The following is a 23,941-nucleotide window of genomic DNA, read 5'->3' on the forward strand; positions in this document are numbered from 1 at the left end:
CCGCATCGCCCAGCGCCTTAAGCAGCCCCGGTACAGATGGGGCGCCAATCTGCCCCAACGCCTCAGCCGCCGCCCTGCGCAACTCCGCATCGCCCAGTGCTTTTAGCAGACCTGGCACGGCTGATGCATCGCCGATATACCCTAAAGCCGCCACTGCTGCCACGCTCAACCTCGAATCCGCATCACTCAGCGTTTCCAGCAGTCCCGGCACGGCTGATGCATCGCCGATCTCTCCTAGTGCCGCCGCTGCTACCCAACTCACCTTTGCATCTGCATCGCCCAACGCCTTAAGCAGTCCCGGAACCGCCGCTCCATCCCTGATCGCCCCCAACGCCGCCGCTGCTACTGCGCGCACCTCCGCATCCGCATCGCCCAGCGCCTTGAGCAGCCTCGGTACCACTGCTCTATGCCCGATTTCCCCCAATTCTTCAGCCGCTGCCCTGCGCAACCCCGCATCCGCATCGTCCAGCGCCTTTAGCAGCCTCGGTACCGCCGCTGGATCCCTGATCTGCCCTAATGCCACTGCTGCTGCCCCGAGCACACTATCATCTACCCGCCGACCACGCAGCACCTGCAGCAATCGCGGTACTAGTCTTCCTCGCATCACCTGCGTATACCCGTTCTCCATCGCCAGTTCAGCCGCCAGCAGCAGGTCGCGGCGCAGACGCCGTTCCTCTGGGGAGCGGGCACGCATGATCCAGGTCAGCAGGCGTTCGGCATCGGCTTCGTCGAGCAACCCTGTGAGCAGCGCGAGCGGTTCGCGCCATTCAGGCAGGTGCAACCGCAGTTTCAGGAAGCGCCAGGTGCGGCGCGCATCCCGCCGCCAGGCGTTGAGCAGGCGCATGGCCACTAGATACTCGCGCAGGGTCATGTGGCTGAAGAGGTAGCGGTCAGTGTGTGCCTCGCTCAGCCGCACTAGCAGTCCGGTCTGTTCGCGCAGGCGGTGCAACAGATCGGCGGCGGCGTGGTCATCGGTAGCCAGGCCCGCGCTGCGGAGCGCGGTTTGCAGGGCGGTTGCGCTGGTGTCGCCGCCGGTGTGCATGTGCCATGCCAGCGTCTGGAGCGCTGCCAGATAGTGTTGTTTGTCTTGCGCCGACGCGCCGCGCTGCCGGGCACGCTGCCAGGCTTCCTCCACCCACTGCCGGTACAGGTCGGCGCGACTGCGGGCGATCGCGCCGGTTGCGGCGTAGTGCTGGGCGCTCAGGCGCAGCAGCAGCGGGTTGTTGAGCAGGCGGCGCAGGGCGGCGCTTGCCTGCATCTGCTCGATCAGGGACTGTGCTTTCTCCTCAACCTGCGCCTGCCATTCGGGCTTTAGCGCCCGCAGCCATCCCTTCAGGTAGGGCAACGCTTCCTGCCTGGCATCTGCGAAGGGTTTGAGCGTGTATTCCTGCAACCCGCCCAGGGTGAGAAACCCGGCCAGGCGCGAGGTCAGGATGACCCGACCGATCCCGCTGCGGGCGGCCCGCTCGATCCGCTCACGCACCAACTGGCGCACCTCCGCCGGCGCTTCGTCCAACCCATCGAGCAGGATGATCAGACCGGGCGATTGGTGCCATGCGTCGAGCAACCAATCCGCATCTTCCTCCTGACACTCTAACCTACTTTGAATCTCGGCGACCAGAGCAGTGCGAAGTGTAGCTTGAACGATGGTGGATGCACTCACCTGTAAGCGCAGCAGGATGGGGATGGCGGGGCGCTTGATCGTCAACTGTTCAACCGCCTGACTCGTAGCAGCGCGGGCGTAACACAGACCGATGAATTGCAGCGCGGTTGACTTCCCGGCACCCGGTTCACCCAGAATCGCCAGGTGCTCGTCGGTTTGCAGCACCGTCTCCAACGGTACGGGTGGGGGTAGCCCGGCGGCTTTGGGGTCACCTGAACGCCGGTCATGCTCCTGATCGGGAGCGCGGGATGCATCGAGCGGATCGGGGTGTCCCGCATCCGCCAGCCGCTGCTCCGTCGGTTCGATATCCGGCGATGGCGGGTCGGTTGGTCGCGGTTGGGGGCGCGGGCGAGCCTGGAGCATGAAAAAGACCCCTTCCAGCGGCAGGCGGCGATCTTCGCCGCGGGTGGTGATGGTCAGGTACTGCCAGTCGTCGGCAACGGCGCGCAGGTAGCGTGCGGTCAGATCATCGATCTCGATCTGACGCAATTTTTCAGCGGCGGTGCCGTGCAACACCTGCACGGTGTTCCCGTCGCCGGTCACGATGACTGTGCCCTCGGTGTTACCGCCGACCGTCACCGTGCGGGTGGCGGGCGCCAGCGCAATCAGGCGCGTCTGCAATGCAGCCCGCACCACCTCAAGATCGGCAGGGGTATCGGTTCCGTCGTGCAGTCGTTGCAGGGCCTGGTGCAGGTCGGGAGGGATCATTGTCACGTCATTGGATTTGTCGATGGGTAACGCACCTAATAATTATACAATATCACGTTGTAATGAGCATCGTGAGAACACTGCGCTGCTGTGCCCTGCCACACCCAGATTGGTGCGATAGAGCGAGGCAAGCAATTGTGGTACATTATAAATAAGAAGCGATAGATAACTAAAGCGAGGACGACTATGCCAATTGAGTGGGTGAAAGTTCGTGACTATACCGACATCATTTATGAACACGATGCGGCTGGTGAAGGGATCGCAAAAATTACGATCAACCGCCCTGAAAAGCGGAATGCGTTTCGTCCAGAAACGATCAATGAGCTGATTGACGCATTCTCTCACGCTCGTGATGATGAACGGATCGGTGTGATCTTGTTTACCGGCGCTGGTGATAAAGCCTTCTGCTCTGGCGGCGATCAGAGCGTGCGCGGGATCGGTGGCTACGTTGGTAAGGATCAAATCCCACGCTTGAACGTCCTTGATCTTCAGCGTCTGATTCGGATTATTCCCAAGCCGGTGATCGCGCTAGTCGCTGGCTACGCCATCGGGGGTGGGCACGTCCTACACGTCGTTTGCGATCTGACCATTGCTGCCGACAACGCGATCTTTGGTCAGACCGGGCCAAAAGTGGGGAGTTTCGACGGTGGCTATGGCTCTAATCTGCTCGCACGCATCGTTGGTGATAAGAAGGCGCGCGAAATCTGGTACCTGTGTCGGCAATACAATGCGCAGCAGGCCCTTGAGATGGGGCTGGTAAATGCAGTAGTTCCGCTTGAACGACTAGAAGACGAGGGTGTGCAGTGGGCGCGTGAGATTCTGGAAAAGAGTCCGCTGGCGATTCGTCTGCTCAAGGCGAGTATTAATGCTGCTGCCGACGGCCATGCCGGTTTGCAGCAGTTGGCCGGTGATGCTACTCTGCTTTACTACCTGACTGAAGAAGCGCAAGAGGGTAAGCAGGCTTTCCTTGAAAAGCGCAAACCTAATTTCCGTCGGTTCCGCCGCTATCCGTAGTGGTAACAGGACAATCACGGTATGACAACCAAAGCGAGTGAGGCGCCGCCGTCGTCTCCGTTCAAAATCTGGTTGATGGCCAGCCGTCCGGCAACGCTACCGGCCGCCGTTGTACCGGTGCTGGTCGGCTCGGCCCTGGCTTACAGCGCCGATGCCTTTCAGCCGCTGGTGATGCTGGCTGCTCTGTTCGGTGCACTATTCATTCAGATTGGTACTAATCTGGCGAACGACTATTTTGACGCCAAAAAAGGAGCCGATACAAGTGAGCGCCTGGGACCGACACGGGTTACTCAGAGTGGGTTACTCCCCGCTCGTACTGTCCTGAATGCGGCGTTGGCCTCTTTTGCACTGGCCGCGTTGTGCGGTATCTACTTGATCGTGGTAGCCGGCTGGCCAATCCTGGTGATTGGTTTACTCTCAATTGCAGCCGGATTGCTCTACACCGCTGGCCCGTTTCCGCTCGGCTATAACGGGTTGGGTGATCTGTTCACCTTTATCTTCTTCGGGCTGGTTGCCGTGATCGGTACCGATTATGCCCACACCGGTCAGTTCCGCTGGGTCGCAGTATGGGCCGCACTGCCGATTGCGATGCTGGTAACGGCGATCCTGGTCGTTAACAATCTGCGTGATGCCCCTACCGACCGGAAGGCGGGCAAACGGACACTGGCGGTTATCTTTGGTGAACGCTTTGCCCGCAGTGAGTTTGCAGCCCTAGTGATTGGTGCCTTTGTCTTGCTACCACTTGCCTGGATGTGGGGTGGTGCTTCGCCCTTCACGCTGCTGGCCTGGTTGACAGCACCGATGGCGCTGAACCTAATCGACTTCGTTAACCGTGAACGCGGACGGGCACTCAACAAGGCCCTGGTCGGCGCCGGTCGCTTGCATCTGTTGTTTGGTGTCCTCTTCGCGATTGGATTGTTGTTCGGCTGATGCAGATTCCAGACTGGCTGGCTCAACAAGCAACGCGCCATCCCCACCGGCCAGCGCTTATCGGCGCCGGTATGATCCTTACCTTTGCCGAACTCGACCGGTGGGCCGGTACGGTGGCTGCTCATTTGCAACAGATCGTGTCACCCGGCGCACGAGTGGCTTTGTTGGCACATAACCAGCCCGCATTTGCGGCTGTCGTCCACGCTGTGCCCCGTGCCCGAATCACGCTGGTCCCACTCAATACGCGATTAACCGCAGCCGAACTGGCGTTTCAGCTCCGAGATAGCACGCCAGCCCTGCTGATCGTTGATCGCGATCTGCTGACCCTGGCTCGTGACGCCGCTGGCACCTGCCCAATCGTTACGCTGGAAGAACTGACGACATCGACCGCGACTCCCCCACTACCGGCGCTGCCGGTTGACCTCGATGCACCCCATACCATCATCTACACTTCGGGCACAACCGGTCGGCCTAAAGGGGCTATCTTGACCGCCGGTAATCACTGGTGGAACGCTATTGGTTCTCTGCTCAACCTCGGTTTGTATGGAGATGATCGCTGGCTGGCGGTTCTCCCGCTTTTTCACGTTGGCGGGTTGAGTATTCTGTTACGCGGTGCCATCTACGCGATGCCAGTTGTACTCCATGAACGTTTCGATCCGGCGCTGGTGCATCGCGCACTGAGCGAACAGCGGATCACGATTGTCTCGCTCGTGACGGTGATGCTGCAACGTTTACTCGCCATCGACTCGGCGCCTTTTCCACCTCACCTGCGTTGCGTCTTGCTTGGTGGCGGCCCGGTACCACAGACACTTCTCGAACAATGCGCCAAAAGGGGGATTCCAGTCACACAGACCTACGGGATGAGCGAAGCAGCCTCACAAGTCGCAACACTCGCGCCGGATGAGGCGCTCCAGCGCCTCGGTTCGGCGGGGAAACCACTTTTACCGGTCGAATTGCGCCTCATCACACCATCTGGTCAGATAGCAGCACCCGGCGAGATCGGTGAAATCTGTCTCCGTGGCCCAACCATTTCGCCGGGCTATCTTGGCGCTCCGCCACGCCGTCCTGATGAGTGGTTTCATACCGGCGATCTGGGCTATCTCGACAGCGAAGGGTACCTCTACATCGTGGATCGGCGCAGTGACCTCATTATTACCGGCGGCGAAAATGTCTATCCCGCCGAGATTGAAGCGGTTCTCCTCAGCCATCCGGCGGTGAGCGAAGCCGGTGTGGTTGGTCTACCCGACCCAGAATGGGGTCAACGTCCGGTGGCAGCCGTAGTATGCCGACAGCCAATCACGACCGATGATCTCATCGCTTACTGTCGTGCTCGGTTAGCGGGTTACAAAGTACCGCGTACCATCGTATTCGTGGACGAACTACCGCGAACCGCAGCAGGAAAACTGCGCCGTTACGAATTACAAGCGTGGTTGCAGGCGAGAGCACAACGATCAGGCAACGAATCACCTTCAGCATGGGTCTGAAAACTTCAGTTTCCCAAAAGTACGGACCTCTGGCTGCATTAGGTCATGCATAGGTGAAACCATCGCCACTCACTGCGGTAGATTCACCCGCCCCTCACTCACGCGACCCTTGTACCCCCAACGCCTCGGCACGCTGCGCCACCACGACCGATGGCCGGGTCAACCAAAATCCCAAAACGCTGGTCAAAATCACCGCCGTCCACAATGCGAATGTCGGTGTCACAAACCGAGTCAACGGTGGATGGAAGCCAAGCCCGTAGTCAACCAGGATCGACAGGCTGAAAAATGCAGCTACGAGTGCCCGTGCTGTCATACCAAGCCACCCAAGCCGGGTTGCCAGCAAGACCCCCTCGCATGTCAGACCGATATGCGAAACGAACAACATCACCTCCAGCGGCTCAACCGTACCCGCACCGAGCCAGTGGCGCGTCCAGAAGGCCAGTGTCCATAAGCCATACTTTATGCAGGCGAATGCGGCGAATGCGGTAAACCACGGTACCGGCCGTTGATAACGGAGCAGAACGAAGGCGACGGTAGCGTAAAGCGCAGCCGCCGGGCAATCAGGAATGAAAATCCAGGCCCAGGCAGGTGAAGAGACTAGCATTGGCCCGTACCAGACGATCCCACCCCAGACAACGCCAATCATATTTATCACCATACAGGCCCAAAAGATCACAGCGTTGCCGGTAATAAACACATATATCCAGTCGATCCAGCGACGAACCTGACCCATAACAACCTCACTGACAATAACCGACTACGCAGAGAAACGCAGCGGATCCGCACACCATCCTCGATGGAGAAAGCGAGGAACAGCGGATCACACATTAGCGATCCAGACGACGAATAGGTACCCCGCCAACGAACGCCCCTGGTGGCACATCCCGATTGACCAGACTCATTGCCGATACTGTCGCACCGGCCCCAATCACCACACCCGGCAAAATAGTACAGTTCGCCCCAATTGTAACATCAGAGCCGATCACCACCGGCCCGCGCTTCCATTCCCGGCGCGTCACTTCGTGACACAGAATAGTCGTATTATACCCAATCACACAATTTTCCCCCAGCGTAATATCCTCTGGAAAGAAGATGTCAAACATCACCATCAACCCAACACTGGCGTGCGGCGCCACATTGACCCCAAGCCAGCGGTAGATTACATTTTTCAGGGAAAGCGACGGTGTATAGCGGGCCAGTTGGATCAACGCTGCATTCCGTACAATGCGTAGATAGCCTCCGGCCAGTTGTGGAAAGTACCAGAGCGCATTGTGTGGCCCAGGGAGAGGAACACTTTGGAGACGTGCTTTGCGGGTAGCAGTTGAACCAAGGCCATCGACCAGTTCGGTATCAGAAGAAGTGTTCATCATCGTCAGGCTGCCTCATCCTAACTTGCCAATGACTGGCAAAAAACCACACTTTCTATTACACTACCATGGAAAACTATTTTGGATAACGGAAAACGTATGATCCAGTCAATTGACCGCGCCTTCGATGTGTTAGAAGCGTTAGCCCTGGCCGATGACGATCTGAGTGTCTCTGAGCTAAGTGAACAGCTCGATCTGCCAATTGCGACCGTTCATCGGCTCCTCGCCAGTTTAGCCGCACGCGGCTATGTTACGCAAGAACCAACAACACGCCGCTACGGCCCTGGGCCACGTCTCCTGGAAATTGCTGCCCAGGCTGCCCGCAGTAAGCGTTTCGATCTCGTTCGGATCGCACGTGCCGAGCTGATGAAACTTACTGCCGAAACGGGTGAGACGAGCAACCTGATCATTCGGCAAGGTGATGCAGCCGTTTACCAAGAACAGATACCCAGCCCGCACATGGTACGTATGTTTACCGAAGTTGGGCAGCGAGCGCCCCTCTACTGCACTGGTGGCGGGAAAGCGATTTTGTCGGCGCTACCCATCCCTGAAATCGAACAGTATCTGACCCAGGGTCGGTTTGAGCGCTGGACGAAGAAGACGATCACGAATCCGGATCATCTGCGAGCCGAGCTAATGACTGCCCGTGAACGTGGTTTTGCCCTCGATGATGAAGAACGCGAAGAGGGTGTTTGCTGCGTAGCAGCACCAATCTTCGACCGCCGCGGACAAGTGGTTGGTGCGATCAGCCTGTCCGGGCCGTCAACTCGTCTCAACCGTACCCGTGCTGAAGAGCTGGGGCCACGGGTGCGCGAAGCAGCATTGGCCTGTAGCCGCCAGCTTGGGTTTCATCAGCCAAAAGCATAAGGGTCTTTTCACCAACTATCTGCGCTGACGGCATACTGATACGTCGGCGCAAGAACCATCGTCATCTGCGTGCCCCGGCGTGTCGCCTGAATGTCTCGCCTCTGTATCCGTTGGGACGACTCAGTGGATCGCACCGATCCTCGTGCGTCACGCCAAGAGATTGCCGTATGCCAAATGAAACATCGTCCAGGAATCAAGACAACGAGAAGACCTTACCCACCACCATCACCTTCGGCCTCTACCTCGATAGTACGAGCCAACCGGCGATCAAGCGGGACTGGATCAGCATTACCGACCTGTACCGTCAGCGGCCCATCAAAAGGCGCACTGGCCGTCACCACAACCCGCGCCCCTGGAATCAGACCTAAATCGGCCAGGTAACGTAACCGTTCAGCTGCCTGGTCACGTACCCGTACAATACGCGCCGTCTGATGCAGCGGTAAATCGGCCAGCCGGATCGCACGTGTCGTCGGTAACGCCCCATCGATCCCTGGGATCGGATCGCCGTGCGGATCAAAATCGGGAAAGCCTAATCGTTCGGCAATTCGCGCTTCAAGCTTCTCGCTGATATGATGTTCAAGCCGTTCAGCCTCTTCATGCACCTCATCCCAACTATAGCCGAGCGCTTCAACCAGATAGAGTTCGAGCAAGCGATGATGACGAATCACCTCTAACGCAATTCGCTCACCGGCAGGGGTCAAGACCACACCCTGATATGGTGTATGCTGCACCAGGTTCATTTCGGCCAGCTTTTTAATCATACCGGTCACCGATGCCGGACGCGAACCGCGCTGCTCACCGAGCAATGTGGTGGTGACAGCACCTACTTGCTGTTGCAGCAGATAGATCGCCTTCAGATAATCTTCAATTGCCGGTGTAATGCGACCAGGCAAGTTAGGGTCTTCAATTGGGGTCAAGGCGCGTCTCCTTCTGGCGGCGCGAGAAACTCGGCGTTTCATGGCCTCAATGTACCATAAAGCAGTTACTTCCTGCAACAGGCATGGTACAATCGTGGTCAGAGCCTTTGTTTCACAAACGTGCCATTGGTGTAGCCGCCGTGTTTGTGAATAATCTATCGACACCATCCGCATGTGGTTTAATGAGACAGAAGGAGAAACGGCGTGAACGAAGCACCTCTCGTTATCAGCTCAATTGAAGGCCCAATTGCGATCCTCACGCTCAACCGTCCGCAAGCGCTCAATGCGCTTAGTCCGGCCCTGATCGACGATCTTATTCGCCATTTAGAGGCCTGTGATGCCAATGAAGACATTCGCGTCATCATTATTACCGGCGCCGGACGTGCCTTTGCTGCCGGAGCTGACATCAAAGCAATGGCCAACGCTACCCCGATTGATATGCTCACCAGTGGTATGATTGCCCGCTGGGCACGCATTGCCGCAGTCCGCAAACCGGTAATTGCCGCAGTGAACGGCTATGCGCTCGGTGGTGGGTGCGAACTGGCGATGATGTGCGATATTATTCTGGCCAGCGAAACGGCACAATTTGGTCAGCCGGAAATCAATCTAGGCATCATTCCCGGCGCCGGCGGTACCCAGCGCCTGACCCGTGCCCTTGGCCCATACCGGGCGATGGAAATGATCTTGACCGGTACAACCATCAGCGCCCAGGAAGCGCTGGCGCACGGCCTGGTGAATCGCGTCTGTCCGCCGGAAAGCCTACTCGATGAGGCACGCCGTATTGCTCAAACTATCGCTGCCAAATCACCACTGGCCGTTCAGTTGGCGAAAGAAGCGGTGCGTACCGCTGCCGAGACGACTGTCCGTGAAGGATTGGCTATCGAGTTACGCAACTTCTACCTGCTCTTCGCCAGTGCCGACCAGAAAGAGGGGATGCAGGCCTTCATTGAAAAGCGTCCGCCGCAGTTCAGCGGTCGTTAGCAACGTGTCCAAAAAACACTTTCCAAGGGCTACAGGCTTTTCCGCTACCTTCCGGTTCCCTTCATAAGGGAGAAGCGCACGGTGAAGGACCGGACATGCTCCATGCCCTCGTCCTTGCCCTGGTAAGAGAGGTCGGGGGCTGGGGTAAGGTGAGGGATCTCGCTCAGCATCAGGCTGACAATACGGTCGTTGTTCCTGCTGGGGGTCAACTTACGGTGTAAACGATCAGCGCAATGCTCAAGGAGGCTCTCAATGGATATACACGAGCGATTGCGATCACTCGAACGCGAAAATGCCATCCTACGTCAGCAACTTTCCATCTTGCGGGCACAAGTCGCCGTAAGTTTGGCCGCACATCCTATCCCATTCGATGCCCTTTTTCATCAATTACCGTTACCAATGGTACTCTTTGCGCCTGATGGATTGGCGGTGGCAATGAATCAGGCGAATGCGCAACTGGTCGCAACCCCGATTGATGAAGTCGTAGGACGGTACAACATCTTTAACGATCCGGTAGCCCAAAAACAGGGCTTTGTGGCCGCTTTTGAGTCAGCACGTCGTGGTCGGGTGACGACCATGCCACCGACGCTCTACAACACTGCTGAAGCCAACATTGCAGGGCGAGTCATTGATCAACAGTTCTGGTCAGAGACGACCTATTTCCCAATTTACGATGCACTGCAACGCCTGGTGTTGATCGGCGAACTCAATCGCGACGTTACCGATTGGGTGCGCATGCACGAAGAAGAGCAACGTCTGGCAGCTACATTACGCGAACGCGAGCAACGCTTTACTGCGGTGTTCAATCAGATTCATTTTGGCATCGTCATTGTCAACGAGAGCGGGCGGATTATCGATTGTAATCGGGCAATAAGCGCTATCCTCGGTTTTGAACGCGAAGAGCTGATTGGCAAGCAGATATTGCACCGTACCCACCCCGATGATCGTGAACGTGACCAGGTATTGTGGCAAGAGCTGCTAAACGGCACTCGTGATAGCTACACCATCGAGAAGCGTTACCTGCATAAAGATGGTCATATTGTTTATGGACGGATGACCTGTGTTGCAATGCGCAACGAGAATGGTCAAATTACGTTCCTGGTGCGCATGATCGAAGACCTCTCGGCACAACGTGCTGCCGAAGCAGAAGCCGAAGCCGGGCGCCGACTGTTACAAGACATCATCGATCAGATACCGGCTCTGATCTTTGTGAAAGATGTGACCGGACGCTACTTGATCGTAAATGAACGGCTGGCCCGTTTTGCAGGCTACCGTCCACAAGATATGATCGGAAAGGTTGACGAAGACCTGTTCCCGCCAGCACTTGCCGAGTATTACCGGGCTTTTGATCGGGAAGTCATTGAAAGTCGGCGTTCGATTCAGCGCGACGATGATCGCTGGACAGCAGATGGACTGACGGCATTTACCACGATTAAGTTCCCTCTCTTCGACCACGTCGGCAATATCTACGGTGTTGCCGGTGTTGCGCTTGATGTTACCGAACGACGTCAGCTCGAATTAGAACGACAACGGATTGAACAACAGTTGCGGGAAGCTCAACGTCTTGAGAGTCTGGGAGCAATGGCTGGCGGCATTGCCCACGACTTTAATAACTTGTTGGTAGGTGTTCTGGGCAACGTCTCGCTGGCCCTCAGTGAAACTCCTGCCGATCATCCAATGCACACCCTGCTGGTGCAGATTGAACAGGCTGCGCTTCGGGCAACCGAACTGACCAATCATCTCCTGACGTACACCGGTCGCCACCAGCCCGAGATGCAGCGTATCGACCTGAAACAAACGGTCGAAGAGATGGAACACCTCCTACGGAGTATGATTCCACATCGCATCGAACTCGTTTTCGTTCCGGCCACTACGCCATTGCCAATCGAGGCAAATATTGCTCAGGTACGTCAGGTTCTGATGAACCTTGCCATCAACGCCGCTGAAGCGATTAATGGTTCAGGGGTAGTGACGATAACTACCGGCCTGCGCGAACTGTGTGCTCATGAGTTAAGCAGCATGCAGATCGGTGCCGATCAGCCACCCGGTCAGTATGCAGCTCTGACTGTACAGGATACCGGCCAAGGTATGGATGAAACGACAAAAGCACGGATTTTTGACCCCTTTTTTAGCACGAAATTTACCGGACGAGGGCTTGGTCTGGCAACCGTCAATGGCATTGTGCGTGCTCATCATGGTGCCCTCCAGCTTGTCACTGCTCCCGGTCAGGGCACGACGTTCACCATCTACTGGCCACTTGCACCTTCAGCGTCTCCCTCAGAGGAACCATCGCCTTCAGCGCAATCGGTGCCGCCGGTTCAGGCAACGCATACGAACGCTGGTATCAATAGTACGGTGTTGGTAGTTGATGATGAACCAGCCGTGCGCCATGTTGCACAGCGGATGCTTCACCGCCTCGGCTTCACCGTGTATGAGGCCGGTAGTAGCGATGAAGCCCTTTTTATGATGCGTCAGTATGGCGAGCAGATTACGCTGACCCTGATTGATCTTACGATGCCTGGCATGACTGGTGATGAATTGGCCGATACCTTGCTCACCCAGTTTCCAACGCTCCGCATTATCCTCACCAGTGGATTTTCACAGCAAGAAGTGCCGGCCCATTTACGTGCCACCGGCAAGGTCTCGTTCCTGGCCAAACCATTTACTATGAATACCCTCTCGCAAGCAATCAATATCGCTTTGTCTTCACATGCGTTATAATACTCACAGGTTATTTTCTGACATATCCAGATTTTGATTCATATGACAATCAGCCCAGTTGTAGCCTCGCTGCGCGCTCAGGCCGCATTACAAAATGAATGGCTTGCCGAACGTCTCACGACACTGTTACCCGCCATCATGGCCCAGAGCGGAATAGACTTCTGGATCGTGGTCGCCCGCGAATACAACGAAGACCCGGTCATCATGACCCTGCTCCCCGCCCCGGCAATGAATGCACGACGACGGACTATCCTGATCTTTGCCCGCAGGGCCGACGGTACCGTTGACCGACTGACACTCGACCGGTATGGCTACGGTGATCTCTATATCCAGGCCTGGAATCCCGACCATGAAGCGCAAGATGACTGTCTGACACGCATTGTCGGTGAGTATCATCCACAACGAATTGGTATCAACGTCTCGCCAACGTTTGCGCTTGCCGATGGTCTATCGCATGCTGAATACGAACGCTTACTGATAGCGCTCGGTCCTACCTACGCCGAACGTTGTGTACACGCCGAGGCGCTGGTCATTGGCTGGCTTGAACGACGCATTCCGGCTGAACTGGCAGTCTACCCCGAACTGGTAGCGCTTGGTCATCGCCTGATCGCTACCGCTTTTTCCCGCACTGTCATCACTCCCGGCGTTACCACAACCGACGATGTTGTCTGGTGGCTGCGTCAGACGATGCACGAAGCTGGCTTACGGGCATGGTTCCAGCCGACAGTGAGCATTCAGGCGCGAGGTATGCCGTTTACCGAACCTCCCACGCGCAACCGTATCTTGCCCGGAGATTTGCTTCATTGCGATGTCGGCTTTTGTCATCTTGGTCTGTGTACCGATCAACAACAGCACGCCTACGTATTAGCCCGTGGTGAAACATCCCCACCGGATGGACTCGTCTCGGCCTTGGCCAGGGCCAACCAGGTGCAGGACCTGTTGCTGGCTGAAATGCAGGTCGGGCGCACTGGAAATCAGGTGCTGGCCCTGGCCCGTGCACGGGCACTTCAGGTTGGTCTACAGCCGTCCATTTACTCACATCCACTTGGCTATCACGGTCATGCAGCCGGCCCTACAATCGGGTTATGGGATATGCAGAAAGGCGTCCCCGGCGCCAGTGACTATCCCCTTGCCGATGACACGGTTTATGCAATTGAACTGAATAACGTTGCTACGGTACCAGAATGGGATGATCAACCAGTGCGTATTGCGCTAGAAGAAGATGCGGTGTTGACTGGTGGCAACATCGAGTGGCTGAACGGTCGGCAAACCCAATTGCATATCATCAAGTGATTTCGATGAGTAGCATAGGCGGCACATTTGTATGGAGGAGGTCTCATGGCTTCAGTGGCTGTGCCTGAAACCGATACCCGTCGCGCAATTATGACTGTCCTGTTTGTCGGTGTGTTTATGTCGGCCCTCGACTCGGCAATTATCGGCCCCATCATTCCGGCATTGCGGGCTGCCTTTGCGATTGATAACACCCAGGTTGTGCTGGTGAATATCATCTTCACCCTCTGCTCGCTGAGCAGCACAACGTTGATGGCCAGTCTGAGTGACCGCTACGGACGACGGAGTATCTATCTGTTGAATGTGTTTGGCTTTGCCATCGGCTCGCTGGTCATTGCCCTTTCCTACGACCTGTTGATGGTTCTGGTCGGAAGAGCGCTTCAAGGTATCTGCGCAGGCGGTATTACTCCTACTGCCAGTGCGGTGATCGGCGATGTCCTCCCATCTGCCGAACGGGCTAAGGCATTGGGTCTGATCGGGGCCACTTCAGGTATGGCGTTCCTGGTTGGGCCGGTTCTGGCTTCGCTGATCCTGGCCGTCGCCGACTGGCAGTGGATTTTCCTGCTGAACTTGCCGGTTGCGGCAATGGTGATCTTCCTCGGCTGGCGTGCGTTACCACGCACAACCGCTCATCAAACGGCTCCCGATACGGTCTTTGACTGGCAAGGATTGCTGCTGCTGGTGCTAATCCTGGTTAGTACAACGTTAGGTATCAATCAACTGCTTGATCGCTTACTCGGCATCACCATCTGGCCATGGCTCTTTCTACTGGTGGCGCTGCTGACACCACTCTTAGCGTGGCGTGAGCAACGTACCGCAAACCCGCTGTTACCACCACGACTCTTCACGAATCGCCAATTACAGATTGTCTATATCCTGGCCGCCGGTTCTGGGATTGCCATGGGAAGCATCATTTTCATTACTTCGGTAGCGGTCAATTTCGGTGTACCGATCAGTCAGGCTGGTTTCTTCCTGTTACCTCTGGTCTTTCTGGCCTCGATCACCTCCATCATTGCCGGTCGTTTGCTCCCGCGAATCGGTGGTCGGCTGGCGATGCTGAGTGGTTATAGTCAACTAACGATCGGAACCGGTCTTCTCGGCCTGCCAGCAGCACCCTTTTGGCTCTTCGTGCTGGCGACATTGATTATGGGTAGCGGCCTGGGAATCGTCGTCGGTGGTACGCTGCGTGCATTGGTACTTGAAGAGGTAGCCGCTGGCGATCGGGGTGTAGCGCAAAGTGTGATTAACATTTCCATTAGTATCGGGACGTTAATTGCAGTGGCCGTTATGGCCAGCATCGCCGATGCTTTTGACCTCGCCACTGCCTATCTGGCCTGCACCGGTGCGATGGGGTTGATGACGATCATCAGTCTCGCCCTCCGCCGTCAGTTTAGTTTACCACCCACTCCCTGACCGATCATTGTCGGTATCAAGTTGTGCTATCCTATCCGGCAACGGCAGTTGGCCGGGTAGGATAGGTATCTGACCATGCGGGTCGCTCTCGTTCACGATTATCTTAATCAGTACGGCGGTGCTGAGCGGGTGCTCGAGGCGCTGCACGAACTTTTTCCGGCTGCACCGGTGTACACGTCGATCTTCGATCCCACTTCAATGCCGGCTACGTACCAGAACTGGGATATTCGCACCTCATTTATGCAACACCTGCCGGCATGGCGTTCTCAGTTTCGGCGTTATGTCGCGCTCTACCCCACCGCTTTCGAGCGATTCGACCTGAGCGGCTACGATCTCATTATCAGTAGTTCGAGCGCTTTTGCCAAGGGTGTCATTCCGCGTCCCCGAGCACTCCACATCTGTTATTGTCATACGCCGATGCGTTTTGCCTGGCGCACCGACGACTACGTAGCCCGTGAGCAGATCAACGGGATCCAAGCCAAGCTCTTACCGTTCATCCTCAACTACCTGCGGATCTGGGATACAGTCAGTGCGAATCGAGTCGATCTCTTTGTCGCGAACTCCCACGAAGTTGCCGGACGGATCGCCCGTTATTACCGGCGACCATCAGTAGTGATTCCGCCACCGGTCGATCTGCCACCCTACGAACCGCAACCACCCGAAGAGTTTTATCTGGCCGGTGGCCGTCTGATCCCGTACAAGCGATTGGAACTGGCGATTGAGGCGTTTAACCATCTCCGTCTCCCCTTAAAAATCTTCGGTGATGGTCGCGACCGCGCCCGTCTTGAACGTCTGGCCGGCCCCAATATCGAATTTTTGGGCTGGGTTGATGAAGCTACGCGCCTCGATCTGTTTGCTCGCTGCCGTGCCTTCATCTTTCCCGGCGAAGAAGATTTCGGTATCACCCCGCTCGAAGTGCTGGCAGTGGGCCGACCGGTCATCGCTTACGCTGCCGGTGGCGCACTCGAAACGCTGATCGATGGCGTGACCGGACGCTTCTTCTACCAGCCGACTGCTGCCGCCCTGGCCGCTGCCGTCGCCCTCTCGCGTACCGATCAGATCGATCCGCTTACACTCCGTCGCCACGCCGAACGCTTTAGCCGCGCACGTTTCCTCAAGGCATTCCGCTCCTTCGTCGATGACGCTTTAACCGCTCACCGCGAAGGTCGCCTCTTTGAGTTTGAACAGAGTCTGCTCGGCCAACAATTCTTGCCAGCGTAGCAATACATCGTGACACATTATGTCTACTTTTGGTATCATCTAACCGGGTAAAGTGTAGTAAGATGTTGGCGAGTAATGACAGCAGGAAGAATTATGGGATTGACAACGTTTATTCGCATTAGCCGTCGCTTCTGGCTTATCATTCTCTTGCCGGCCCTGATTGCCGGTGGTCTGAGTCTCTGGCTTGATAGCCAACGACCCCTGCGCTACCAGGCCTCGGCAAGGTTGTTAGTCACCTATTCATCAGCCGTGACCGCTGACTCGATAGAAAGCTGGCAAATTACCGAATTCATTATCGACGACATGCCGCAAGTTATCAGCAGTGCCAGCTTCGCGGCGCAGGTTGTACCACTTCTGGCCGAGCGCGGAATTACCCTTTCTCTGCCTGAGATTCAACAGGGTTTACGGATGAATCCACTTCACCGCGCTGTCGATCTTTCTGGCGAGGCTTCATCACCCGCAGCAGCCCAGGCCCTGGTCGAAGCTGCTATCACGGTGTTGCAAACCCATGGTTTATCATTCTGGGGGAGAACCGACGGCCAGTTGCATGTCGTTGTGCTCGATGGAGTTGGCGCAGCCCATCCAACTACGTCATTCCGTGCTCTGCTCTTTGACGCTACACTTCGTGCGGCACTTGGTTTGATTGTCGGCTTCGCACTGGCAGTCCTTGCCGCCAGATTACGCCCAACAGGCGAGGAGGGTTTATGGAAATCCGCGACTATGTAAGGATCCTGGTTAAACGCTGGTGGGTTATTATCCTCACCGCCATTGCAGCCGTTGCTGGCGCATACGTGATCAGCAAACTGCTGCCGCAAACGTTTCGCACGCAGGCAGTCTACCTCGTACTGGCAAACCAGGCCGACAACGGCCTCAATATCGTGTTACGCAACTCGATGAATAGCTACCGCGAGCTGGTGATGCAACCGAGCGTGCTCGATCAGATCAGCCAACAGATCGGCCTTGATATAAGCGGCGAGCGATTGATGGAAGACGTTAACATTCAGCCGCGCCCTGATGAGCAAAAGATTGTGATCGAGGTCGATTTGCCGCGACTCGACCAGTCGCAGGCGCTAGCCGATGCAGTGGGTGAACGCATAGTCGCCGAAGTGAATCGGATTAACGCCACTCTCGAAGGTACGGCCCGGATCAACGTGACCCGGATTCAGCCGGCCCGCCTGGTTGAAATTCGTCCCAATACGCGCATCAATATGCTGGCCGGTGCGATTCTGGGCCTGATCGTCGGTCTTGTCCTGGCTTTTGTGCTCGAATATCTTGACGATACCTTGAAAACGTCTGAAGATGTTGAACGCTTTGTCGGTTTGCCAACGTTAGGTGCCATTCCGCTGACCGAGCGATAGTTAGTTACCGCTCGTCCTGTCATTTGATATAAAAGGTTGGGAGTAAATGTAAATGATAGTGACTTCGTCGCCTGAGCAGGTACTAATCACCTTACGCGAACCGGCTTCTGCCGCTGCGGAAGCGTATCGTACTCTGCGCACCAATATCCTGTTTTCAAGCCTTGATAAACCTATTCACACCCTTTTACTGACTTCCGCCGAACAAACACCCGACAAGAGCCTGACCGCAGCAAACCTTGCGGTCACCATGGCCCAGGCCGAACAGCGTGTTCTCCTGGTCGATTGTGATCTGCGCCAGCCGACGCTCCATACCATCTTCGGCCTCTCAAACGAACAAGGTCTTACCAGCGCAATTCTCGATCAAGAGGCGCCACTGGCGATTCAACCAACCGAGGTGCCAGGGCTAAGCCTGCTCCCGAGTGGACCGCTCCCTCCCCGCCCCGCCGACCTGCTTGGTTCTCGTCGCATGGAAGGATTACTCAACCGTCTGCGCCAGATCGCCGATATTGTGATCTTCGACACGCCACCCGTTCAACCCTTTACCGATGCGCTTGTGTTGGCAACTCGTGTCGACGGGGTATTGCTCGTTATTCAGGCCGGTCGCTCACGCCGTGATCGGGTCCGCGAGGCACGCCAAAAACTCGAAAAGGTCAAAGCGAATCTGCTCGGCGTTGTCCTCAGCGGCGCCCGTATCTGATTGATCGCGCAGATTGGGAAAAAAGGAGAAAGTGCTTCACGCTAAAGCAGTTTCCCCGCTTCAGCGGGGCAAGAGAGATTAAACGCTATCGTCCTTATGCAAGACGCACTCACAAATCAACCGACGATCCTGGTAATCGATGACGAAGCCAGTATTCGGAATGTCGCGAAAGCCTATCTCGAACACGCCGGTTATCGCGTCTTGTGTGCCACTACCGGCCCGGAAGGCTTACAGATGGCACTCGATCATCAACCCGATCTGATTGTCCTTGACCTCATGCTGCCCGGTATGGACGGTATGGAGATCACGGCCCGGCTGCGCGCACACTCAGACGTGTTTATCCTGATGTTGACGGCCCGCAGTGAAGAGATGGATCGAGTGGCGGGACTGCGCGTTGGTGCCGATGATTACCTTACCAAACCGTTCAGCCCGCGCGAACTGGTTGCACGGGTAGAAGCCATTTTACGTCGGCAACGGGGTAAAACGACCAAAAGTTCACTGATGCGTTTTGCCCACCTCGACATCGATCCCGATGCACGTGAAGCACGCGCCGCCGGTCAGCTCCTCGACTTGACTCCTACGGAATTCGATCTGTTGCTGGTCCTGGCTCGTAACCACAATCGCGTGCTCAGCCGTGAAGACCTGATCGATAAGGTGTGGGGCGCCGATTTCTACGGCACCGATCGCGTAGTTGACGTATACATTAGTCAACTGCGACGCAAGATTGAAACAATGACCGGCGCAAATGTCATTCGTACTGTTCGTGGTGTCGGCTACCGATTTGTCGATCCACCACTTTAATGCAACTGCTCCGGCGCATAACTGTCCGCTCCACTCTTACGCATCACACGATAGAAGCGAGTGCCGGACTGGTCATGACCAGACGAGCTTTCGGTCCGTGTTTCCTTAGCAGGAGTATGTTTCAGCCACGTGCTGCGAACAGACAGTAACACACGGTGAACTATGCGCTTTTGGCGACAACTTCGCTGGCAAATCATCGGTGCGCAAATGCTGGTGGTCATCGTTGGCGTCGTGACACTCAGCTTCACTGCCAACCTCCTGATCGAACAAACCATCCCAACTGCACAGGTAACACCTGTACGCACCACCGTCATTCAGGCACTGGCTGTAGCTGCGCTGGCAGCCACCATTGCCGGTCTAACCACCAGTCTCCTGCTGGTTCAGATCATCTTACGCTCACTTCGCAATATCGCTGGCAGTAGTCAACGCATTGCCGCCGGACGCTACGACGAGCGCGTTGAGGTACCGGCAAGTGATGAGTTACGCGCCGTTGCTGAGAGCTTCAACCAGATGGCCGAGGCGCTGGAACAGATCGAGCAGCGCCGCATCACCATGATCGGCAATGTAGCCCACGAACTGCGCACACCACTCGCCGGAATTGAAGGCTACCTGGAGGGTTTGATCGATGGCGTACTGCCCAACACCGCTGACACCTTTCTCGATATGAAGCAAGAAGTGCGCCGCCTACGGCGTCTCGTCGATGATCTTCAGACCCTCTCGCGGGTCGAAGCCGGTCAGATCTCACTCCACTTCACGACCTTCGATATCAACGACGTCATCCGCCGTGTCGTCGCGCAAATCCAGCCTCAGGTGCTCGATGGCTGTTTACAGATGCAATTTGCGTCTCACGAACACCCACTGCTGGTTCACGCCGACCCCGACCGTGTAGCCCAGATTTTGCTCAATCTTCTCGGTAATGCAGTACGCTATACTCCTGAAGGCGGTTGCATTACTATTCGTTCAGTCCATACCAACGACGAAGTGCAGGTCATCGTCGAAGACACTGGTATTGGTATCGCCGCCGAACATCTCCCTTTCATCTTTGAACGTTTCTACCGGGCCGACCCCTCGCGCGCTCGTACCAGCGGTGGAAGTGGTATCGGGCTGACCATCGCTCGCCATCTGGCCTGGGCAATGGGCGGTGACATCCGCGCTGCCAGCGCTGGCCCTGGCAAAGGCAGTACCTTTACGCTCTCTTTACCACGCGCCGGGTAGAGGCGGGTGCCAAACCCGTCGTTGCAGTGTCCTTTCTAAAATGACCACCCAACGCGGGCCAGAGACCCGCGCACCCAGTAGCAGGTATGTGCTAAGATATTGGTAGTTCTTGATAACCAGATGTGAATAGCACCTGCCTGCTTCATCGCAAGAGTACCATTTCCAAAAGAGTGGGGTACGCCGTGCAGACGCTACAACCAAAAAATCCATACATTCGTATAGCACTACGTCGTGCGGCCAGAGGTACCGGCTCAGCGGACGAATTCTTAAACCGGAGAACCACCGTGCAACAATTGCCAGACTTGTGGCGAATACTGGAAAATATCCACTGGGCGCTGGTTGGCACAATGGCACTGCGCGCCTATGCTCCAGAGCGTTTGACCCAAGACATCGATATTGTTATCCAGGCTCACGAAGAACAGGCTGCACGGCTTGCCTTCACCGTCGCTGGCTACCGGATTGGTAATCCGTTGCTCATTGGCGAATTTACCGCACATGCGCCAGATGATACGGGTTACAGCATCGGTGTACTGGCATTGAAAGAACCCTGGCTCAACGAAGCTCTATCACATCTGGAGTATGATCTCGCCGGCTTTCCGGTATTACCGCGACAATTTCTGATCTTGATGAAATTACAGGCAGGTCGAGCCCAAGACATTGCCGATATTACCCGTTTGCTACGTCAAGCGAATCAGACAGAACGATCTACTGCACGCACGGTAGTGGTCACCTATGCTCCTGATCTCCTTGATGATTTCGATGCACTGGTTGCACTGACCGATCTGGAGTTCGGTACTAGATAATCAGGTCGCTTTACAATCCTGACACCGTTTCATGTTCATCTAGTTGCATGCACAGGGCTTCACGTCATCTCCATCTCATCACAAGTTCGCGGGACTCTGCATTAGCGCCCTCCACGTCAGCCGCATGTGGAACATCAGCCAATCTACGGCAGTACCGGGCAAATTGACGGCGGATTGGTCGGTGGAGTAACCCCAAAATACGCTTGCATGATCTGGGTCACGGCCGGGACAGCAATGGTTGACGAACCATCGTTGAGATCACCCACTCCCTCGACCAGCACTGCAACCACAATCTCCGGGCGCTCGTATGGAGCAAACCCGACAAACCAGGCATGGCTTTGCCGCACCAGCCGACCATCAGCAGTTGTCAAGATCGGGCCAAACTCTGCAGTACCGGTTTTACCGGCAATCCGCAACCCCGAACAGACTTCACGGGCTGCGACACCCAAGCCATTGGTAATCGAGGCAAACAACCCTTCGCGGATTGTTGCCAGATGACGTTGTTCAACCGGAATGCGCCCAGTTGGCTCGGCGGGTATCTGCTGAACGACCTGACCGTTCTCATCGACGATCCGATCAACCACGTGTGGACGATACAGGGTGCCATCGGTTGCAATTGCTCCGGCAGCAACTGCTAGTTGTAGCGGAGTCACTTCCAGATAGCCCTGACCAATGGCCGTATTGTAGGTATCGCCGGTAGTCCAGGCTTCACGCAAAACTTGAGCCTTCCATGCGCGCGTTGGTACCCGACCGCTGGCTTCCCCAACCAGATCAACCCCTGTCGCACGACCAAAATTGAACCACGATAACCCCTCCACGAGCTGATCGATCCCCAACCCAGGAATACGGAGCGCACGTTGATCAAGATTGACCGCCTGGTCGTTGCCACCGGCAACACTGGCAAAGAAGACGTTTGACGACAATCGCAGCGCATCGCGAACATCGATCAGGCCATTGTCACGGTTGCGTACCGAGTTGGGCAAAATGAATTCTGCACCGCTGCGTTCGATCAGACGCAACAAACCAGGGTCACGCAGTTTTGTATCAGCCGTGATCACGCCCTGTTGTAACGCCACTGCACCAACAAATTGTTTGATTGTCGAACCTGGTGGATACTGTCCAGAGATCGCACGATTGGTAAAAGGCGCCAGCCGCTGCAACTCGCGTTGCGCTTCGACGCTCGGTGGCGCGAGCAATGCCTGTAATTCAGCGATCCGCTTTGGATCAACCCAGATATTATTGTCGTAGTCGGGGATGCTCACCATCGCCAGGATACGGCCATCACGCGGGTCAAGCGCCACGGCAACCCCGGCCACAATCGGCGCATAGGCCCGCTTGTGCGCTTCTTTCGCAGCTAATCGTCGCTCTTCACCGACACGAATCCAGCGCTGTAGGATGCGCTCAACCTCGGCCTGGAATTGTGCGTCAATGGTCAGGATCAGATTGTGACCATTCGCAACTGGTCGCAGCGTGGTTACACCACTCACCGGACGTTGCAGCGCATCAACCAGCAGCGAGTCGATCCCCATCTGACCACGCAGCACCTTCTCGTAAGCTGCCTCTAGACCGTCTTTACCGATTAGATCACTCGGCAAATACGGTGGCAACCCGATACTGGTTGGTTCAATCTCCTTCGTCATCAAGCCACACACGGGCGCATTCGCCGTGACATCAGTTAACGCTCGTAACCATGAACTGGCCGGGTTCACCGCCGTCAGCTCGCAGGCATTGATCCGTCCGACATACCCCAACAGGTGGGAAAGTGAAGGTATCTCGCTACTCAGCGGATAACGGCGACGAAACCCCTCTACCACTCGCGCACCGGGGAGATAATTAGTATTCTCGCGCAACGCCAAAACAAGTTCTGGCGCAATATCTTCTTTAATAATGACCGGTTGGTAACTCCGTACATTTGCCTGCGCTAGAAGCTGTTCAATCGGATTGACCAGTGTTACCACCTCCCGATACTTTCGGCTCAGCGTGAGCGCACCAATGCTATCTGCTGGGGCAATCGTGATCGTCACGCTATCAGTTGTGGCAGGCAAAGGCGCGCCGGTCAACGCCATCACTTCGGCCCGTAAATCAGGCATCGTTTCAACAGCACTGGCCGGATCGATAATAAGTGTCGCTGGCAGATCGGCAATCTGCGCCAGGCGAGCCAGGGTTAACGCGCGCTGTTCGGGTGCAGTCGTAGCTGAGGGAAGCTGCCCGGGCACAACGGCCAGGTTATAGATCGGAACACTTTCGGCCAGGATACGACCACGAGCATCCAGGATTTCACCCCGGCGCGGCTGGTTCGTCAAATACCGCCTTGTCGTGACGTCAATGTTGGGACCAAACCGCTGCGCGTCCGTTGTAATCAGTTGTAATTGTGCCAGCCGTGCCACCAACACAACCACCACCAGCAACAGAATTGCTCGCAATGCGATGAGTCGATTCATGGCTGTTCTTTAGCCTTCCTGTACCCGGTCGGTATTCCAATAGCAACACT

Annotated in this window: 20 protein-coding genes (1 of these 20 running past the window's edge); 15 read left to right on the top strand and 5 right to left on the bottom strand. The window is 56.2% G+C overall.

Annotation, left to right across the window (positions count from 1 at the left end):
- Positions 1–2,179, bottom strand: the 5' portion of a protein-coding gene (locus QTO31_RS00020) for a HEAT repeat domain-containing protein (protein WP_301427693.1). 1,013 nt of this gene lie to the left of the window's left edge; 2,179 of the gene's 3,192 nt are visible here — the first part of the coding sequence; the start codon lies at positions 2,177–2,179; its stop codon lies beyond the left edge, outside the window.
- A 378-nt stretch (positions 2,180–2,557) separates the two neighbouring features.
- Here QTO31_RS00020 and menB point away from each other — a divergent pair, with 378 nt between their 5' ends.
- From menB to menE, 3 genes are read left to right on the top strand one after another with little or no spacing between them, the layout of a single operon-like run.
- A complete protein-coding gene (gene menB, locus QTO31_RS00025) occupies positions 2,558–3,385 on the top strand; it encodes a 1,4-dihydroxy-2-naphthoyl-CoA synthase (RefSeq protein WP_301427694.1) in 828 nt (275 codons plus the stop codon).
- Positions 3,386–3,406: 21 nt separating this feature from the next.
- On the top strand, positions 3,407–4,315 hold the full coding sequence (locus QTO31_RS00030) for a 1,4-dihydroxy-2-naphthoate polyprenyltransferase (protein WP_301427695.1): 909 nt from the start codon (positions 3,407–3,409) through the stop codon (positions 4,313–4,315).
- Complete coding sequence (menE, locus tag QTO31_RS00035) at positions 4,315–5,799, top strand: o-succinylbenzoate--CoA ligase (RefSeq protein WP_301427696.1); 1,485 nt, start codon at positions 4,315–4,317, stop codon at positions 5,797–5,799. The genes QTO31_RS00030 and menE overlap by 1 nt, the downstream gene beginning before the upstream one ends.
- 94 nt (positions 5,800–5,893) lie before the next feature.
- On the opposite strand, the gene QTO31_RS00040 is transcribed toward menE, so the two are convergent.
- A complete protein-coding gene (locus QTO31_RS00040; protein ID WP_031457939.1) occupies positions 5,894–6,532 on the bottom strand; it encodes a DUF1405 domain-containing protein in 639 nt (212 codons plus the stop codon).
- Between the two features lie 94 nt (positions 6,533–6,626).
- On the bottom strand, positions 6,627–7,166 hold the full coding sequence (locus QTO31_RS00045) for an acyltransferase (protein WP_367620624.1): 540 nt from the start codon (positions 7,164–7,166) through the stop codon (positions 6,627–6,629).
- 99 nt (positions 7,167–7,265) lie between these two features.
- Between QTO31_RS00045 and QTO31_RS00050 the strand changes: the two genes are divergently transcribed.
- On the top strand, positions 7,266–8,033 hold the full coding sequence (locus QTO31_RS00050) for an IclR family transcriptional regulator (RefSeq protein ID WP_301427698.1): 768 nt from the start codon (positions 7,266–7,268) through the stop codon (positions 8,031–8,033).
- Positions 8,034–8,245: 212 nt separating this feature from the next.
- Here QTO31_RS00050 and QTO31_RS00055 read toward each other — a convergent pair whose 3' ends face one another.
- A complete protein-coding gene (locus QTO31_RS00055; RefSeq protein ID WP_031457942.1) occupies positions 8,246–8,950 on the bottom strand; it encodes a metal-dependent transcriptional regulator in 705 nt (234 codons plus the stop codon).
- 204 nt (positions 8,951–9,154) lie between these two features.
- On the opposite strand from QTO31_RS00055, the gene QTO31_RS00060 reads away from it, so the two are divergent.
- From QTO31_RS00060 to QTO31_RS00110, 11 genes are all read left to right on the top strand, one after another.
- Positions 9,155–9,931, top strand: a complete 777-nt coding sequence (locus tag QTO31_RS00060) for an enoyl-CoA hydratase-related protein (protein WP_301427699.1) — start codon at positions 9,155–9,157, stop codon at positions 9,929–9,931.
- A 252-nt stretch (positions 9,932–10,183) separates the two neighbouring features.
- Positions 10,184–12,652 (top strand): PAS domain S-box protein, encoded by a 2,469-nt coding sequence (locus QTO31_RS00065; RefSeq protein ID WP_301427700.1) that lies wholly within the window; start codon positions 10,184–10,186, stop codon positions 12,650–12,652.
- 42 nt (positions 12,653–12,694) lie between these two features.
- Complete coding sequence (locus QTO31_RS00070; protein ID WP_301427701.1) at positions 12,695–13,945, top strand: M24 family metallopeptidase; 1,251 nt, start codon at positions 12,695–12,697, stop codon at positions 13,943–13,945.
- A 45-nt stretch (positions 13,946–13,990) separates the two neighbouring features.
- The gene (locus QTO31_RS00075; RefSeq protein ID WP_031457946.1) at positions 13,991–15,355 is read left to right on the top strand and encodes an MFS transporter; all 1,365 of its coding nucleotides are present in this window, start codon (positions 13,991–13,993) and stop codon (positions 15,353–15,355) included.
- Between the two features lie 75 nt (positions 15,356–15,430).
- Positions 15,431–16,576 carry a glycosyltransferase gene (locus QTO31_RS00080; RefSeq protein WP_301427702.1) on the top strand — a complete coding sequence of 382 codons (1,146 nt, stop codon included), beginning with the start codon at positions 15,431–15,433 and terminating at the stop codon, positions 16,574–16,576.
- Between the two features lie 93 nt (positions 16,577–16,669).
- Positions 16,670–17,302 carry a hypothetical protein gene (locus QTO31_RS00085; RefSeq protein WP_031457948.1) on the top strand — a complete coding sequence of 211 codons (633 nt, stop codon included), beginning with the start codon at positions 16,670–16,672 and terminating at the stop codon, positions 17,300–17,302.
- Positions 17,281–17,934 carry a YveK family protein gene (locus QTO31_RS00090; RefSeq protein WP_031457949.1) on the top strand — a complete coding sequence of 218 codons (654 nt, stop codon included), beginning with the start codon at positions 17,281–17,283 and terminating at the stop codon, positions 17,932–17,934. The genes QTO31_RS00085 and QTO31_RS00090 overlap by 22 nt, the downstream gene beginning before the upstream one ends.
- Positions 17,935–17,986: 52 nt before the next feature.
- Complete coding sequence (locus QTO31_RS00095; protein ID WP_031457950.1) at positions 17,987–18,631, top strand: CpsD/CapB family tyrosine-protein kinase; 645 nt, start codon at positions 17,987–17,989, stop codon at positions 18,629–18,631.
- Between the two features lie 96 nt (positions 18,632–18,727).
- Positions 18,728–19,432: a response regulator transcription factor gene (locus QTO31_RS00100; RefSeq protein ID WP_031457951.1), complete on the top strand. Its 705-nt coding sequence runs from the start codon at positions 18,728–18,730 to the stop codon at positions 19,430–19,432.
- 162 nt (positions 19,433–19,594) lie between these two features.
- Positions 19,595–20,647, top strand: a complete 1,053-nt coding sequence (locus QTO31_RS00105; protein WP_301427703.1) for a sensor histidine kinase — start codon at positions 19,595–19,597, stop codon at positions 20,645–20,647.
- 284 nt (positions 20,648–20,931) lie between these two features.
- Positions 20,932–21,450 (top strand): hypothetical protein, encoded by a 519-nt coding sequence (locus QTO31_RS00110; protein ID WP_301427704.1) that lies wholly within the window; start codon positions 20,932–20,934, stop codon positions 21,448–21,450.
- Positions 21,451–21,593: 143 nt separating this feature from the next.
- Here QTO31_RS00110 and QTO31_RS00115 read toward each other — a convergent pair whose 3' ends face one another.
- Positions 21,594–23,891, bottom strand: coding sequence for a penicillin-binding transpeptidase domain-containing protein (locus QTO31_RS00115; RefSeq protein ID WP_301427705.1), 2,298 nt, complete (start codon positions 23,889–23,891; stop codon positions 21,594–21,596).
- Between the last annotated feature and the right edge of the window lie 50 nt (positions 23,892–23,941).

The sequence above is a fragment of the Chloroflexus sp. MS-CIW-1 genome, from assembly GCF_030444705.1.
Taxonomy (GTDB): Bacteria; Chloroflexota; Chloroflexia; order Chloroflexales; family Chloroflexaceae; genus Chloroflexus.